Source organism: Pseudomonas sp. TH43 (assembly GCF_016650635.1).
GTDB lineage: Bacteria > Pseudomonadota > Gammaproteobacteria > Pseudomonadales > Pseudomonadaceae > Aquipseudomonas.
In genome coordinates this window covers 240,853-257,035 of the sequence record NZ_JAEKFI010000003.1, presented here as the reverse complement: position 1 = coordinate 257,035, position 16,183 = coordinate 240,853, and the positions used below count along the sequence as shown (strand labels likewise).

Annotated in this window: 13 protein-coding genes; 7 read left to right on the top strand and 6 right to left on the bottom strand. The window is 59.8% G+C overall.

Going from position 1 to position 16,183, the window contains the following annotated elements:
- The first annotated feature begins 19 nt into the window (after positions 1-19).
- Positions 20-637, top strand: a complete 618-nt coding sequence (gene thrH, locus JFT81_RS10625) for a bifunctional phosphoserine phosphatase/homoserine phosphotransferase ThrH (RefSeq protein WP_201227279.1) — start codon at positions 20-22, stop codon at positions 635-637.
- Between the two features lie 104 nt (positions 638-741).
- Here the strand turns inward: thrH and pabB are convergent, their stop codons facing one another.
- From pabB to JFT81_RS10605, 4 genes are all read right to left on the bottom strand, one after another.
- Positions 742-2,085: an aminodeoxychorismate synthase component I gene (pabB, locus tag JFT81_RS10620; RefSeq protein ID WP_201227278.1), complete on the bottom strand. Its 1,344-nt coding sequence runs from the start codon at positions 2,083-2,085 to the stop codon at positions 742-744.
- A gap of 236 nt (positions 2,086-2,321) precedes the next feature.
- Positions 2,322-3,308: an alpha-L-glutamate ligase-like protein gene (locus JFT81_RS10615; protein WP_201227277.1), complete on the bottom strand. Its 987-nt coding sequence runs from the start codon at positions 3,306-3,308 to the stop codon at positions 2,322-2,324.
- Complete coding sequence (locus tag JFT81_RS10610; protein WP_201227276.1) at positions 3,308-4,843, bottom strand: inactive transglutaminase family protein; 1,536 nt, start codon at positions 4,841-4,843, stop codon at positions 3,308-3,310. Before JFT81_RS10610 ends, JFT81_RS10615 begins: the two co-directional genes overlap by 1 nt.
- A gap of 5 nt (positions 4,844-4,848) precedes the next feature.
- The gene (locus JFT81_RS10605) at positions 4,849-5,385 is read right to left on the bottom strand and encodes an ATP-dependent zinc protease (protein ID WP_008081000.1); all 537 of its coding nucleotides are present in this window, start codon (positions 5,383-5,385) and stop codon (positions 4,849-4,851) included.
- Between the two features lie 404 nt (positions 5,386-5,789).
- Between JFT81_RS10605 and JFT81_RS10600 the strand changes: the two genes are divergently transcribed.
- From JFT81_RS10600 to prpD, 6 genes are all read left to right on the top strand, one after another.
- Positions 5,790-6,512: a GntR family transcriptional regulator gene (locus tag JFT81_RS10600; protein ID WP_201228081.1), complete on the top strand. Its 723-nt coding sequence runs from the start codon at positions 5,790-5,792 to the stop codon at positions 6,510-6,512.
- Positions 6,509-7,402 carry a methylisocitrate lyase gene (gene prpB / locus JFT81_RS10595; protein ID WP_103303868.1) on the top strand — a complete coding sequence of 298 codons (894 nt, stop codon included), beginning with the start codon at positions 6,509-6,511 and terminating at the stop codon, positions 7,400-7,402. The genes JFT81_RS10600 and prpB overlap by 4 nt, the downstream gene beginning before the upstream one ends.
- Before the next feature lie 146 nt (positions 7,403-7,548).
- Complete coding sequence (gene prpC, locus JFT81_RS10590) at positions 7,549-8,676, top strand: 2-methylcitrate synthase (protein ID WP_201227275.1); 1,128 nt, start codon at positions 7,549-7,551, stop codon at positions 8,674-8,676.
- A gap of 198 nt (positions 8,677-8,874) precedes the next feature.
- Complete coding sequence (gene acnD / locus JFT81_RS10585; protein ID WP_201227274.1) at positions 8,875-11,469, top strand: Fe/S-dependent 2-methylisocitrate dehydratase AcnD; 2,595 nt, start codon at positions 8,875-8,877, stop codon at positions 11,467-11,469.
- 54 nt (positions 11,470-11,523) lie between these two features.
- Entirely contained in the window at positions 11,524-12,726 is a 1,203-nt protein-coding gene (prpF, locus tag JFT81_RS10580; protein ID WP_201227273.1) for a 2-methylaconitate cis-trans isomerase PrpF, read from the top strand.
- Between the two features lie 182 nt (positions 12,727-12,908).
- Positions 12,909-14,393: a 2-methylcitrate dehydratase gene (gene prpD, locus JFT81_RS10575; RefSeq protein WP_201227272.1), complete on the top strand. Its 1,485-nt coding sequence runs from the start codon at positions 12,909-12,911 to the stop codon at positions 14,391-14,393.
- Between the two features lie 3 nt (positions 14,394-14,396).
- Here prpD and JFT81_RS10570 read toward each other — a convergent pair whose 3' ends face one another.
- A complete protein-coding gene (locus tag JFT81_RS10570) occupies positions 14,397-15,125 on the bottom strand; it encodes an alanyl-tRNA editing protein (RefSeq protein WP_201227271.1) in 729 nt (242 codons plus the stop codon).
- A gap of 66 nt (positions 15,126-15,191) precedes the next feature.
- A complete protein-coding gene (locus JFT81_RS10565) occupies positions 15,192-16,112 on the bottom strand; it encodes an EamA family transporter (RefSeq protein ID WP_201227270.1) in 921 nt (306 codons plus the stop codon).
- Between the last annotated feature and the right edge of the window lie 71 nt (positions 16,113-16,183).

The following is a 16,183-nucleotide window of genomic DNA, read 5'->3' as shown; positions in this document are numbered from 1 at the left end:
ATACAAACGGGAGTGTCTTGTGGAAATTGCTTGCCTGGATCTTGAAGGGGTGTTGGTGCCGGAAATCTGGATCGCCTTCGCCGAAAAAACCGGAATCGAATCCCTCAAGGCTACGACCCGGGACATTCCCGACTACGACGTGCTGATGAAGCAGCGTTTGCGCATCCTCGATGAGCATGGCTTGAAGCTGTCTGATATTCAGGAAGTGATCGCCACGCTCAAGCCGCTGGACGGCGCAGTGGAGTTCGTCAACTGGCTGCGTGAGCGCTTTCAGGTGGTGATTCTCTCGGACACGTTCTACGAGTTTTCCCAACCGTTGATGCGCCAACTGGGTTTCCCGACGTTGCTTTGCCATCGTCTGATTACCGACGACAGCGGTCGAGTGACCAGCTATCAACTGCGCCAGAAAGATCCGAAGCGCCAGTCGGTGCTGGCGTTCAAGAGTCTTTACTACCGGGTAATTGCGGCGGGCGATTCGTACAACGACACGACGATGCTGGGCGAAGCGGACGCGGGGATTCTGTTCCATGCGCCGGACAATGTGATTCGCGAGTTCCCACAGTTCCCCGCCGTACACACCTTTGCCGAGTTGAAGCAGGAATTCCTCAAAGCCTCCAACCGCGACCTCAGCCTGTAAACGCAACCCCTGTAGGAGCTGCCGAAGGCTGCGATCTTTTGATCTTGGCCTTAATAAAGCAGGATCAAAAGATCGCAGCCTTCGGCAGCTCCTACAGAGAGTGTTCAGAGATTCTGCAGGGTTTCCAGGAGGATCTTCACTTTAGTGATCGACTCCTGATACTCAGCCTGCCAGTCCGAATCTGCGACAATCCCGCCGCCGCCCCAGCAGCACACCTGCCCATCCTTGACCAATAAACTGCGAATCGCGATGGAACTGTCCATCTCGCCGCGCACATCCAGATACAGCAACGAGCCGCAATACAATCCGCGCCGGGTCGGCTCCAGCTCATCGATGATTTGCATCGCACGGATCTTCGGTGCGCCAGTGATTGAGCCGCCGGGGAAGCTGCCGGCGATCAGGTCGAGTGCGTCGCGATCATCGGCCAATTCACCGGTCACGCTGCTGACCAAGTGATGCACGTTCGGATAGCTTTCCAGGCTGAACAATTCCGGCACGCGTACCGAGCCGATGCGGCAGGTGCGGCCGAGGTCGTTGCGCAGCAGGTCGACGATCATCAGGTTTTCCGCGCGGTCCTTGGGGCTGGCCAGCAGCTCGGCGGCGTTGGCAGCGTCTTCCGCGGGCGTTCGGCCACGCGGGCGAGTGCCTTTGATCGGCCGGGTTTCCACTTGGCGCTGGCTGACTTTGACGAAACGCTCCGGCGACAGGCTCAGCACGGCGCCACCCTCGGGCAGACTCTGGAAGCCGGAAAACGGCGTCGGACAGGCTTCGCGCAACTTGCAGTAAGCCAGCCACGGATCGCCCTGGCATTGAGCTCGGAAGCGCTGAGCGAAATTGACCTGATAGCAGTCGCCGGCCTGAATGTACTGCTGAATGCGTTCGAACGCCTGACGGTAATCGTCGGCCGACAGGTCTGCAGTCATCGGGTTGTTCAGTTTGAACGCTGTCAGCGCGTCTGCCTGTGGCTGGCTGAACAGCGCGATCAGCCGTTGTTTCTCGCTGTCGATCACGGACGGGTGAAAGACCAATTGGCTGGTGGCCGCTTGGTGATCGCTGATCAACGCCCAGTCGTACAGGCCAAAACGCGCATCCGGCAATTGCAGATCATCGCGGGCCTGGTGTGGCAGATTTTCCAGATGCCGGCCGAAGTCGTAGCTCAGATAACCGATCAAACCGCCGGCAAACGGCAGCTCGAAACCCACTGGCAAATCAGCCTCGCCCAAATGGCGCAGATTGTCGCGCAAGCGTTGCAGGAAATGAGCGCCGCTTTCCTCCGGCAACACCGCCAGTTGCTCTAGCGGCCAGGCGCTGAGCAGGTCATAACGGCCACGGTCGGCGCTCGGCCGGCCGCTGTCGAGCAGCACGGCGCCGGGGGCGTTGCGGATGGCCGCGAAGTAGTCGGCGGGATTGGCGCGGTAGGGCAGCGGGTGTACGGAACAGGTCAACATGGGCGGGGCAGATCGGCCGTTGAGGCGGGGTGGGGATTGTAGTCCTCTCCGATGCCAGATCAAAGTCAAAAGCCTACCCCCCCAGCCCTCTCCCCAAGGGGCGAGGGGGAAAGGGAGCAGATCTTCACGCTTTTCAAGGCCTGAGTTCGACTCAAGACTTTCAGGTCGGCGTACCTCGAACATCCACCTCGGTCAGTCCCCTCTCCCTATGGGAGAGGGTTAGGGTGAGGGGCTTTTCAGCCCTCGACCGCTGGAATATGCCCAAACATCTCCTGAGTAAACGCCACGCGCTCTTCAGCCGTCTCCGTCACCCCGCGTGCCTTCAGCTCTTCCAGCCGCGCTTCTACTGCGTGGGTGCGCAAGGTCAGTCCGCAGTCGTTGGCAATCTGAATATTCAGCCCCGGCCGCGCATTGAGTTCAAGAATCAGCGGGCCTTTCTCCTGATCGAGCACCATGTCGACACCGATGTAACCCAAACCGCACAGCTCATAGCAGCCAGCAGCGAGTTTCATGAAACCGTCCCAGTAGGGCAGTTGCACGCCGTCCACCGCGTTGGTGGTGTCGGGGTGTTTGGTGATGATGTTGTTCAGCCAGGTGCCACGCAACGTCAGCCCTGTGGCCAGGTCGACACCGACGCCGATGGCGCCCTGGTGCAGGTTGGCCTTGCCGCCGGACTGGCGGGTCGGCAGGCGCAGCATCGCCATCACCGGGTAGCCCATCAGCACGATGATGCGGATATCCGGCACGCCTTCGTAGCTGATGCTTTTGAAGATATGGTCCGGGGTCACGCGGTATTCGATCAGCGCGCGGTCGCGATGACCGCCCAGCGAATACAGGCCGGTGAGGATGCTCGAGATGTGATGCTCAAGCTCTTCGTGGTCAATGATCTTGCCCGACACCGTGCGATAGCGGCCTTCGAAACGGTCGGCGACGACGATGATGCCGTCACCGCCGGCGCCCTGGGCCGGTTTGATCACGAAGTCGCTGCGCCCGCCGATGATCTCGCCGAGCTTGTCGATTTCCTTCTCGGTGGAGATCACGCCATACAGCTCCGGCACATGAATGCCGGCCTCGATGGCGCGCTCCTTGGTGATGATCTTGTCATCGACAATCGGGTACAGGCTGCGCTTGTTGTACTTGAGCACATAGTCGGCGTTACGCCGATTGATACCCATGATGCCCCGCGCCTCCAGAGCCTTCCAGGTCTTCCAGAAACCGAACATCAGGCGTCAGCCTTCTTCAGGAAAGCCTTGAAACGCACCAGTTCAGTCAGGCGATAACCGCGATAGCGACCCATTGCCAGCATGAAACCGACCAGGATCAGCAGGATCGCCGGGAAGGTGAACACGAAGTAGACCAGCTCAGGCACGGTCATGATCAAGTGCGCCAGCGAGGCGGCGAACAGCGTGCCGATCGCGACTTTCATCGCATGGCTGGCGCCGCGTTCTTCCCAGGTGATCGACAGGCGTTCGATGGTCATGGTCAGAATCACCATCGGGAACAGCGCGACCGACAAGCCACGTTCCAGGCCGAGTTTATGGCTGAACAGGCTGATCGCTGCGATCAGCACCACAACGAAGGTCAGCACCACCGACAGTCGCGGCAGCATTTGCAGCTTCAAGTGTTCCAGATAGGAGCGTAATGACAGACCCAGCGCCGTGATCACGGTAAACAGCAGAATACCGAAGCCAAGTTGTGTTTCGCGGAAGGCGAGGGCGATCAGTACTGGCGTGAATGTGCCCAGAGTCTGCAGGCCGATGAGGTTGCGCAGGATCAGGATCACCAGCACCCCGATCGGGATCATCACCATGATCATGAAGGTCTGCTGGGTTTGCAGCGGCAGGCCGTACAGCGAGTATTCGAGGAAGTTGGCGTCGGTGTTTTCGTCAGTCAGCTTGGCCAGACGAATCGCATTCATCTCGCTGTTGTTCAGGCTGAAGGTCACGTTGGCTTTCTTGCCGCCGTCGACGGTGATCAGGTTTTCATCGCCGGTCCACCACAGCAGGCGGTCGGTCGGCAGGCCTTGCTCACCGGTTTCCGGGTTGAAGTACAGCCAGTCGTTGCCGTTGAAGCTGCGCAGCCACAGTTCCGGTGTTTGCGGCTGATCGGCGACGAGGCGGATGGTGTGGACTTTCTCCACCGGCACGTGGGCGATGGACAACAGCAGCTCGACGATCTTGGCTTTGTGCGCGGTGGACGGATCGCCGGCCAGCAGCAGTTTCACGTTGTCGTCGTTTAGGTTGTTGACGCGTTTGATCGCTTCGCCGATGAAGGTTTCAACGTCGGCCGAGTGTTGGCGAATCGGCGCAAGCAGGGCTTCGGCGGCGATTTTTTCCGGGCCTTCGATGGCCATGCTGTCGCGGAAGGTCGGGCCTTTGATCTTGGTTTTTTCAGCGGTGTAACGCTTGGTCAGCACCAGACGGTAATACAGCGTCTGGTTGCCCTTGGCCCGGCGCGCCGACCAGGTGACTTTGCGGTTGCCGTCGACACGGTTCACCGCCACACCATAGTTGTTAGAGATGAAGCTTTCGTTGAGGCTGACGTAATCGCGGCTCAATGGCGGCACGAACATCTGGATCTTTACCGGATCCTTGGTGCTGGCGACGAACTCGACCTTGGCGTCGATGTTCCACAAGTCGTCGGTGGCGTCTTCGGTCACCGGGATGCCGAGCACGAAAATCTGATAGGCCGTAACCGAAACGCCCAGCAGCACCAGAATGGTGATCAGGATTTTCAGGTGGAAGGTTAGAGAACGCATGAAAATTACTCGGCGGTATGAGCGGCGATGGTGCAGGCGGGTTTGCCGGCAGCGTATTTAAGGCTTGGATCGACCAGCGCGTCGAAGCGTTTCAGCGCTTCGGAGCCAATCAAAAGCGGGTATTGGAACGCACTTCGGTCAGTCAGGTTCACTTCGATGCTGCGCAGCGCCGTGCCCATGCAGATATCCAGCTCGATCACAGGACGAGCGGTGTACTTCTTGCCTTCTTCCGGGTCGTAGTCGCCGGCGCGGCGCTTGATCTTGCTGACCCGCGCCAACGGCCGTTCGATCGGGTGCGAATGCGCAGCATCGATCGCCAGGTAGAAACGTACCCAGGACTCGCCGTTGCGTTTAAAGCGTTTGATGTCGCGGGCACTCAGCGAGGCGGTTTTCGCGCCGGTGTCGAGTTTGGCCGCAACTTCGAGATTGATGCCGTCAAGCGAGGCGTACTCGTTGAGGCCGTACACAGTTTTTTCCCCCGCGGCGGCAAGGCCGGGCAGGCAAAACAGAGCAAAGAATGTGGGAAAAGGCTTGAGTCTCATAAATCCTGGTGCGCAGCGTTCCGTTGTCGGTTCAGGTCCCTGGCAAAACTTGCGCAAGGCCCTTCGTGTGCCTATCAGCTTTTTATGACAAGCCGTACAAATGGCCAGCAAATGCGGGCGGCATTCTAGCACGGTGGGTTTATGGCGCCAGCGCCCGAGCGGGTCTATAACCCTTGGGGATTCCTGTGGGAGCGAGCCTGCTCCGGGCGGCGTTCCGACGAAGGCGGTGTTTCATCCGAAGTAGATGCTGACTGACACTACGCTTTCGCGAGCAGGCTCGCTCCCACAGGGGGGATTGCCTGTGGTTATTAGACGATTGTCGACAATACCCATTTATCCTTTGACTGACGCGGTCTAATTGGCTAGTTTTTGCCGCATTGGATTTAAAGGTGTCGACAATCATGCTGGATCAACTCGATCCCCCGGTCATCAACGGCGACGATTCCGAGACGCTCTCGGAAAACGTCTTCCGACGCATTCAGGCGGCCATTGTCAAAGGCGAGATCGCTCCGGGCAGCAAGATCTCCGAGCCGGAGTTGGCTCGCACCTATGGCATCAGCCGTGGGCCACTGCGTGAAGCGATTCATCGGCTGGAAGGTCAGCGCCTGCTGGTGCGCGTGCCGCACGTCGGTGCGCGGGTGGTCTCACTCAGCCACTCCGAACTGCTCGAACTCTACGAAATCCGTGAATCCCTCGAAGGCATGGCCTGCCGTCTGGCGGCTGAACGCATGAGCGTCGAAGAAATCGACGAACTGCGCCGAGTGCTGGAAACCCACGAACGCGACGCCGCGTTTCAGGCCGGCGTCGGCTATTACCAGCAGGAAGGCGATTTCGACTTCCACTACCGGATCATTCAGGGCAGCGGTAATCGCACCCTCACGCAAATGCTCTGCGGCGAGCTCTATCAATTGGTGCGCATGTACCGCATCCAGTTTTCCACCACGCCAAACCGCCCGCGCCAGGCCTTTGCCGAACACCACCGGATTCTCGATGCCATCGCTGACCGTGACGGCGAGCTCGCGGAATTGTTGATGCGCCGTCACATCGGCGCCTCGAAACGCAACATCGCCCGTCATTACCAGGACGGCGCCCACAATAAGACAGCCACTGAACGAGGTGAGTCATGAGTTCCAAGCACAGCACTCCAGGCCAGCGTTTCCGCGATGCGGTCGCCAGCGAGCATCCATTGCAGGTAGTTGGCGCGATCAACGCCAACCACGCGCTGCTGGCCAAGCGCGCCGGTTTCAAGGCGATCTACCTGTCCGGTGGCGGTGTGGCCGCTGGTTCGCTCGGCGTGCCGGATCTGGGCATCACCGGTCTGGATGACGTGCTGACCGACGTACGGCGCATCACCGACGTTTGCGATCTGCCACTGCTGGTCGACGTCGACACCGGTTTCGGCTCGTCGGCGTTCAATGTGGCGCGCACGGTCAAGTCGATGATCAAGTTCGGCGCGGCGGCGATTCACATTGAAGATCAGGTGGGCGCCAAGCGCTGCGGCCACCGCCCTAATAAAGAAATCGTCAGCCAGCAGGAAATGGTCGACCGCATCAAGGCTGCGGTCGATGCGCGTACCGATGACAGTTTCGTGATCATGGCGCGTACCGATGCGCTGGCGGTGGAAGGCCTGGAGTCGGCACTGGATCGCGCGGCGGCGTGCATCGAGGCTGGCGCCGACATGATCTTCCCGGAAGCCATTACCGAGCTGGAAATGTACAAGCTGTTCGCCAACCGCGTGAAAGCGCCGATCCTGGCCAACATCACCGAGTTCGGCTCGACGCCGCTGTACACCACCGAGCAACTGGCCGGCGCCGACGTGTCGCTGGTGCTCTACCCTCTGTCGGCGTTTCGCGCGATGAACAAGGCTGCCGAAAACGTTTACACCGCGATCCGCCGCGACGGCACGCAACAGAACGTCATCGACACCATGCAGACTCGCATGGAGCTTTACGATCGCATCGATTACCACACGTTCGAGCAGAAGCTCGATGCGTTGTTTGCACAGAAGAAAGGCTGATTCATTCCCTGTGGGAGCGAGCCTGCTCGCGAAGGACGCCAATGATAACGTGGTGTCCCTGATGCACCGAGGTGTTCCATCTACCTTCGCGAGCAGGCTCGCTCCCACAAGTTTCCCCTACAAATTCAAGAAGATTGGAGACAGCAATGGCCGAAGCAAAAGTACTCAGTGGCGCCGGGCTCCGTGGCCAGGTTGCCGGGCAAACCGCACTGTCCACCGTGGGCCAGGCCGGTGCCGGGCTGACCTATCGCGGCTACGACGTTCGCGAACTGGCAGCCGACGCACAATTTGAAGAAGTCGCGTACCTGCTGCTCTACGGCGAGCTGCCAACCCAGGGGCAACTCGACGAATACCAAGGCAAACTGAGCAAGTTGCGCGACCTGCCGCAAGCGCTGAAAGAAGTGCTGGAACGCATCCCTGCCGACGCCCACCCGATGGACGTGATGCGCACCGGTTGCTCGTTCCTTGGCAACCTCGAGCCGGAGAAAGACTTCTCCGAGCAGCGCGACAAGACTGACTGCTTGCTGGCCGCGTTCCCGGCGATCATGTGCTACTGGTATCGCTTCAGCCACGACGGCAAACGCATCAACTGCGTGAGCGATGAGCCGACCATCGGCGGCCACTTCCTGCACCTGCTGCACGACAAGAAGCCGAGCGAACTGCACGTCAAAGTGATGAACGTTTCGCTGATTCTGTACGCCGAGCACGAATTCAACGCCTCGACGTTCACCGCCCGCGTTTGCGCCTCGACCCTGTCCGATCTGTATTCCTGCGTCACCGCAGCCATTGGTTCACTGCGCGGCCCATTGCACGGCGGCGCCAACGAAGCGGCGATGGAAATGATCGAACGCTTCTCGTCGCCGCAAGAGGCGATCAAAGGCACCCTCGGCATGCTTGAGCGCAAGGACAAGATCATGGGCTTCGGCCACGCGATCTATAAGGACAGCGATCCGCGCAACGAGGTGATCAAGGGCTGGGCGAAGAAGCTTGCTGATGAAGTCGGCGACAAGGTGTTGTTCGCGGTTTCCGAAGCCATCGACAAGACCATGTGGGAGCAGAAGAAACTGTTCCCCAACGCCGACTTCTACCATGCCTCGGCGTACCACTTCATGGGCATCCCGACCAAGCTGTTCACGCCGATCTTCGTCTGCTCGCGCCTGACCGGCTGGGCCGCGCACGTGTTCGAACAACGTGCCAACAACCGCATCATCCGCCCGAGCGCCGAGTACATCGGCGTCGAACAGCGCAAGTTCGTGCCAATCGAACGTCGCTGAAATGGTGAGTTGACCGGAACCAGAGAACACCGCAAGACCCTGTGGGAGCGAGCCTGCTCGCGAAGACGGACTGACATTCACCCTGGATGTTGACTGATCTACCGCTTTCGCGAGCAGGCTCGCTCCCACAGAGGCAGTGTGTAACTCGGGACTGTGTTAGCCACCCTTTGAAACTACCGTGACCCGAGTCCTGACCCGATGAACACAGAATTCCGCAAAACCCTGCCCGGCAGTCCTCTGGATTATTTCGACGCCCATGCGGCTGTCGAGGCTATCCAGCCCGGCAGCTACGCCACCCTGCCGTACACCTCTCGCGTGCTGGCGGAAAACCTCGTGCGTCGCTGCGATCCGGCCACGCTCACCGCTTCCCTCAAGCAATTGATCGAGCGCAAACGCGACCTCGACTTCCCATGGTTCCCGGCGCGTGTGGTTTGTCACGACATCCTTGGCCAGACCGCGCTGGTCGACCTCGCTGGCCTGCGCGACGCCATTGCGTTGCAGGGCGGTGACCCGGCGCAAGTCAACCCGGTGGTGCCGACGCAGCTGATCGTCGACCACTCGCTGGCCGTCGAGGCGGGCGGTTTCGATGCGCAAGCGTTCGAGAAAAATCGCGCCATCGAAGACCGGCGCAACGAAGACCGTTTCCACTTCATCAACTGGACCAAAAAGGCCTTCAAGAACGTTGATGTGATCCCGCCGGGCAACGGCATCATGCACCAGATCAACCTGGAGAAAATGTCTCCGGTGATTCAGGTGCGCGACGGCGTGGCGTTTCCCGACACTTGCGTCGGCACCGACAGCCACACCCCGCACGTCGATGCGCTGGGCGTGATCGCCATCGGCGTCGGTGGTCTGGAAGCTGAAAGCGTGATGCTCGGCCGTGCGTCGTGGATGCGTCTGCCGGAAAGCGTCGGCGTCGAACTGACCGGCAAGCTGCAACCGGGCATCACCGCCACCGACATGGTGCTGGCGCTGACCGAATACCTGCGCAAACAGAAAGTCGTTGGCGCGTGGCTGGAGTTCTTCGGCGAAGGCGCGGCGGCGCTGACCCTCGGCGACCGCGCGACGATCTCCAACATGGCCCCGGAATACGGCGCCACCGCAGCGATGTTCTACATCGATCAACAGACTATCGATTACCTGAAACTGACCGGCCGTGAAGACCAGCAAGTGCAGCTCGTGGAGCAGTACGCCAAGCTGACCGGCCTGTGGGCGGACAGCCTCAAAGGTGCGCAATACGAGCGCGGTCTGACCTTCGACCTGTCCTCGGTGGTGCGCAACATGGCCGGCCCGAGTAACCCGCACGCTCGCGTCGCGACTTCGGATCTGGCGGCCAAAGGCATCTCCGGTCAGTGGGAAGAAGTCCCTGGGCAAATGCCGGACGGCGCAGTGATCATCGCCGCCATCACCAGTTGCACCAACACCAGCAACCCGCGCAACGTGATCGCCGCCGGCCTGATCGCGCGCAACGCCAACAAGCTCGGTCTGACACGCAAACCGTGGGTGAAATCGTCGCTGGCGCCGGGTTCGAAAACCGTCGCGCTGTACCTCGACGAAGCGGGGCTGACCACTGAGCTGGAGCAGCTCGGTTTCGGTGTTGTCGCCTTCGCCTGCACGACCTGCAACGGCATGTCCGGCGCGCTCGATCCGCTGATCCAGCAAGAGATCATCGACCGCGATCTGTACGCCACCGCGGTGCTCTCGGGCAACCGCAACTTCGACGGGCGCATTCACCCATACGCCAAGCAAGCGTTCCTTGCTTCGCCGCCGCTGGTAGTCGCTTACGCCATCGCCGGGACCATCCGCTTCGACATCGAGAAGGATGTCTTGGGCGTGGTCGACGGCAAGGAAATTCGCCTGAAAGACATCTGGCCGAGCGACGAAGAAATCGACGCCGTGGTGAAATCTTCGGTCAAGCCTGAGCAGTTCCGTCAGGTCTACATTCCGATGTTCGCCGTCCACGAAGACACCGGCCCGAAAGTCACGCCGCTGTACGACTGGCGCGAGATGAGCACCTACATTCGCCGTCCGCCGTACTGGGAAGGCGCACTGGCCGGCGCGCGTCCGCTGAAGGGCATGCGCCCGCTGGCAGTGCTGCCGGACAACATCACCACCGATCACCTGTCGCCTTCCAACGCGATCATGCTCGACAGCGCCGCCGGCGAATACCTGGCGAAAATGGGCCTGCCGGAAGAGGACTTCAACTCGTACGCCACCCACCGTGGCGACCACTTGACCGCGCAGCGCGCAACCTTCGCCAACCCGAAACTGTTCAACGAAATGGTCGTGGAAAACGGCAAGGTCAAGCAGGGTTCGCTGGCCCGTGTCGAGCCGGAAGGCCAGGTCATGCGCATGTGGGAAGCCATCGAAACCTACATGGAACGCAAGCAGCCGCTGATCATCATTGCCGGCGCCGATTACGGTCAGGGTTCGTCCCGTGACTGGGCGGCCAAAGGCGTGCGATTGGCGGGTGTCGAAGCGATCGCCGCCGAAGGTTTCGAGCGTATTCACCGCACCAACCTGGTGGGCATGGGCGTGTTGCCGCTGGAGTTCAAAGCGGGCACCGACCGTCACACGCTGGCCATCGACGGCAGTGAAACCTACGACGTGATCGGTGAGCGCAAGCCGCGCGCGGATCTGACGCTGGTGATCCATCGCAAGAATGGCGAGCGCGTTGACGTGCCGGTGACTTGCCGTCTCGATACCGCTGAAGAAGTATCGATCTACGAGGCCGGTGGCGTGTTGCAACGCTTCGCTCAGGACTTCCTTGAAGAGTCGGCGGTTGCCGTTTAAATCAACTGATGTGGGCATGGGACTTGAAGTCCCATGCCTTCGTTAAGGAGCACCATGGCTCACGCAACTCATTTCGCACCGCAGATCAAAATCCCCGCCACCTATATGCGTGGCGGCACCAGCAAAGGCGTGTTTTTCAGCCTCAAGGATCTGCCCGAAGCAGCTCAGGTTCCCGGCCCGATCCGCGACGCGTTGTTGCTGCGGGTAATCGGCAGTCCCGACCCGTACGACAAGCAGATCGACGGCATGGGCGGCGCCACTTCAAGCACCAGCAAAACGGTGATCCTGTCGAAAAGCCTCAAGGCTGATCACGACGTCGATTACCTGTTCGGTCAGGTCTCGATCGACAAGCCGTTCGTGGACTGGAGCGGCAACTGCGGCAACCTGTCGGCGGCGGTCGGTTCGTTTGCCATCAGCAACGGTCTGGTCGACGCCAGCCGCATTCCGCACAACGGTGTCGCGGTGGTGCGCGTATGGCAGGCCAACATCGGCAAGACCATCATCGCCCACGTGCCGATCACCAACGGCGAAGTGCAGGAAACCGGTGATTTCGAACTCGACGGCGTGACCTTTCCGGCCGCTGAAGTACAAGTCGAATTCATGGACCCGGCGGCGGAAGAAGAGGGCGGCGGTGGCTCGATGTTCCCTACCGGCAACCTGATCGATGAGCTGGAAGTGCCGGGTGTCGGCACCTTCAAGGCAACCATGATCAATGCCGGGATCCCGACGATTTTCATCAACGCTGAAGACATCGGCTACACCGGCACCGAGCTGCAAAGCGCGATCAACAGTGATGCAAAAGCCTTGCAGATGTTCGAGACCATTCGTGCTTACGGCGCGCTGCGCATGGGCCTGATTTCCAGTCTGGACGAGGCGGCCAAGCGTCAGCACACACCCAAGGTTGCGTTCGTGGCCAAGCCTGCGGATTACGTGGCGTCGAGCGGTAAAGCGATTGTGGCGGATGACGTTGATCTGCTGGTGCGTGCGCTCTCAATGGGCAAGTTGCACCACGCGATGATGGGCACCGCGGCGGTGGCGATTGGTACCGCTGCGGCCATTTCCGGCACGCTGGTAAACCTCGCGGCGGGCGGCATCGAACGTAATGCCGTGCGCTTCGGCCATCCGTCAGGGACCCTGCGCGTCGGCGCTGAAGCCAGTCTGGAAAATGGCGAGTGGGTGGTGAAAAAAGCCGTCATGAGCCGCAGCGCACGGGTGCTGATGGAAGGCTACGTGCGCGTCCCCGGCGATTCTTTCTGATCACCTTTCCCTTGCAGGAGCAGAGCTTGCTCGCGAAAGCGTTATTTCAGTTGTTACATCATTGGCTGACACACCGCTTTCGCGAGCAAGCTCTGCTCCTACAGGGATTGCATTTCAATTATAAAAATCTGCCCGCCTGAACCGAGGTCCCATCAACGAACCACTTCAAGAGTGAATCGAACATGAGCGCCAACGTCGACCTGAACAACCGCCCCGACTACGACCCTGTCCTGCAGGACATCGCCGATTACGTCCTGACCTTCAACGTTACTTCTGCCGAAGCGCTGAATACCGCCCGCAATTGCCTGATGGATACTCTGGGCTGCGGCCTGCTGGCGTTGCGTTTCCCTGAGTGCACCAAGCATTTGGGCCCGATTGTCGAAGGCACTGTTGTGCCGTTTGGCGCACGCGTTCCCGGCACCTCCTACCGGCTCGATCCGGTCAAAGCCGCGTGGGACATTGGCTGCATCGTCCGCTGGCTGGATTACAACGACACCTGGCTCGCCGCCGAATGGGGGCATCCGTCGGACAACCTCGGCGCGATTCTCGCGGTGGCTGATCATCTGTCGCAAAAACGCCTGGCCAACGGCGAAGCGCCGCTGACCGTTCGTGATGTGTTGGACGCGATGGTCGTGGCCCATGAAATTCAAGGCGTGATCGCCCTGGAAAACTCCTTCAACCGGGTAGGGCTCGACCACGTCATTCTGGTCAAAGTCGCCTCCACCGCGGTGACCGCCAAACTGATGGGCGCCAATCGCGAGCAACTGTTGTCGGCGCTGTCCCATGCGTTTGCCGATGGTCAGGCGCTGCGAACCTATCGCCATGCACCGAATGCCGGCTCGCGGAAATCCTGGGCGGCAGGTGATGCGTCGAGTCGTGGCGTGCGTCTGGCGGACATTGCCATGCGCGGCGAAATGGGCATTCCCGGGGTTCTCACCGCCAGGCAGTGGGGCTTCTATGATGTCCTGTTCAGCCACACCAACAACGACCTGGCGTTGAAACCGCAAGACAAACGCGCCTTCAGTTTCTCGCGACCCTTTGGCAGTTACGTGATGGAAAACGTCCTGTTCAAGATCAGTTTTCCTGCCGAATTCCATGCGCAAACCGCTTGCGAAGCGGCGGTAACTTTGCATCCGCAGGTGCGTAATCGCCTGCACGAAATCGACAAAATCGTCATCACCACCCACCAATCGGCCATCCGCATCATTTCCAAAGTCGGGCCGCTGGCCAACGCCGCCGACCGCGACCATTGCATTCAATACATGACGGCTGTGCCGTTGGCGTTCGGTAATCTGGTGGCCGAGCAGTACGAAGACGATTTCCACAAGGCCCATCCGATCATCGATGTGCTGCGCGAGAAAATGGTCATCGTTGAAGAGCCGCGTTTCACTCGCGAATACCTGGAGGCCGACAAACGTTCGATCGCCAACGCGGTGCAGGTGTTTTTCAAGGATGGCTCCAGCACCGACAACGTGGTGGTGGAATACCCGATCGGCCATCGTCGCCGCCGTGCCGAGGGCATTCCGTTGCTCGAAGACAAGTTCAAGGCAAATCTGACAACGCGATTCACCGGGCAACGCAGCGGCGAGATCTTCGCGCTGTGCAAGGATCAGGCGCAGCTTGAGGCGACCCCGGTGAACCGTTTTGTCGATCTGTTGGTGATCTGAGGTTTATTCAAAACGCAGGATCACCCGGCGGTTGGTCCTGCTCTTCTTCTCGATTTTGTCGCAAAACACCCGGCCGATTTCCCGGGTGTTTTGCACATGCGTGCCGCCACAGGGCTGGATGTCGATGCCGATGACTTCAACCATCCGCAGCTCACCCTGAATTGCCGGTGGTTTATCGGTTTTGCTGCCGGTGGTTTCCAGCAGCGCAGGGTACTCCGAGGCTGGCATCGACAAGGTCGTGACGGGAATGGCCTGCTCAATCAGCGCGTTGAGATCACGGGTCACGCTGTCCTTGTCGAGGGTCATTTCTGGCAGGTCGAAGTCCAGCCGGCCCTTGTCGGCGCTGATGCTGCAACCGGTCACCGGTGCATCAATGATCGCGCCCAACAAGTGCAGGCAGGTGTGCATCTTCATGTGTTGATAGCGCCGCTCCCAATCCAGTTGGGCATTGATCATGGCGCCGGTGCACAGGTGCGGCGGACAGTGCTGCACCTGGTGCCAGATGATCGACGGCAGCAATGGATCGCGAACCGTACCAATCACCTCGATCCGGGTGCCATCCGCGAGCGTGAAGTGCCCGGTATCCCCCGGTTGTCCGCCACCGGTGGGGTAGAACAAGGTGTGTTCGAGGACGACGGCGTTATCCACCACCGCGATCACCATGGCGCTGAAGGCACGCCGATAGGGTTCGTTGTTAAACAGGGTGAGGGTTTCCATGGTGTGGACAGACATTTGAACCTCCGATGTTCAAAAGCAGGTTTGCAATAAACAGTGAGCGCGCGTGCTCACGTTGAGAACTCAGCGCTTGTGCGGCAATTTGGTAATCGCGAAACCGGCGAGCAGCGTCGCCGAATAAAGCATCAGGTCTCGAGTGATTTGCGTGCCTTCGTACCAGGCACCGATGATCACCGCGAATACCGGGAAAATGATGAACACAAACGACAGCAGCACCGGGCTCAGGCGTTTGAGTAGCATGAAATACACGATGAACCCGCCTACCGAGGCGACCAGGCCTAGGTAGAGCAGGGCGCCCCATGAGCGTGCGGTGATGCCGGCGAAAGTCGGTGTCTCAACGCCTGTGCCGACAACGAACAACAGCAAACCGGCGATACCGATCGGCAGGGTGTTGTAGGTGATTACGCTGATTGCACTGCCGTGTTTTTTGGTCACCACGTAGCACAGCGCATGCATCACTGCCGCGCAAAGAATGGCCAGCACGCCAAACCATTCAGCCTGATCCAGATGCAGGCCCTGGCCACGAATAATCATGAACAGACTGCCGAAGCCGATGGCGATGCCCAGCATTTGCGACGGGTAGATTTTCTCCCGCAGAAACACTGCAGAAAAAATCAGGATGAACACCGGCATGCAGCTGAATAGCAGGGCGGTGAGGCCGGACGAAACGTGCATCTCGCCGTAGTTGAGCAGGTAGTACGGCAGGCTGAAGTACGACAGCGTGACGAACACGAAGAACCAACGGCTCTTGCGCGGGAACAGCAGCGGTTCCTTGCGCAGCAGCGCAAAACTCAGAAACAGCGGAAACGCGATGAGGAATCGCAAGCCTGCAGCGGTCAGCGGCGGCACGCTTTCGACCGCGATCTTGATCCCCAGCCAGGTCGTGCCCCAGCTCAGGCAAACGATCAGAAACAAGATGCTGGTGATCAGCCCGGCGAGCCAGGGTTTGGCATTGCTCAATGGCTCGCTGATGGCGGTCGACATGATTGCAGCTCCTTACGATGCAATTGACCTGTTCTGTGAAAAGGCTTATTGCTGATTGAACCTGTTTTCAA

Excerpts from the sequence above, each read along its gene's own strand:
- JFT81_RS10615 (WP_201227277.1), bottom strand. The coding sequence starts at position 3,308 with ATGTTCGGTTTCTGGAAGACCTGGAAGGCTCTGGAGGCGCGGGGCATC.
- prpC (WP_201227275.1), top strand. The coding sequence starts at position 7,549 with ATGGCCGAAGCAAAAGTACTCAGTGGCGCCGGGCTCCGTGGCCAGGTT.
- prpD (WP_201227272.1), top strand. The coding sequence starts at position 12,909 with ATGAGCGCCAACGTCGACCTGAACAACCGCCCCGACTACGACCCTGTC.
- JFT81_RS10610 (WP_201227276.1), bottom strand. The coding sequence starts at position 4,843 with ATGCGTTCTCTAACCTTCCACCTGAAAATCCTGATCACCATTCTGGTG.
- pabB (WP_201227278.1), bottom strand. The coding sequence starts at position 2,085 with ATGTTGACCTGTTCCGTACACCCGCTGCCCTACCGCGCCAATCCCGCC.
- JFT81_RS10565 (WP_201227270.1), bottom strand. The coding sequence starts at position 16,112 with ATGTCGACCGCCATCAGCGAGCCATTGAGCAATGCCAAACCCTGGCTC.
- prpF (WP_201227273.1), top strand. The coding sequence starts at position 11,524 with ATGGCTCACGCAACTCATTTCGCACCGCAGATCAAAATCCCCGCCACC.
- JFT81_RS10605 (WP_008081000.1), bottom strand. The coding sequence starts at position 5,385 with ATGAGACTCAAGCCTTTTCCCACATTCTTTGCTCTGTTTTGCCTGCCC.
- JFT81_RS10570 (WP_201227271.1), bottom strand. The coding sequence starts at position 15,125 with ATGTCTGTCCACACCATGGAAACCCTCACCCTGTTTAACAACGAACCC.
- prpB (WP_103303868.1), top strand. The coding sequence starts at position 6,509 with ATGAGTTCCAAGCACAGCACTCCAGGCCAGCGTTTCCGCGATGCGGTC.
- acnD (WP_201227274.1), top strand. The coding sequence starts at position 8,875 with ATGAACACAGAATTCCGCAAAACCCTGCCCGGCAGTCCTCTGGATTAT.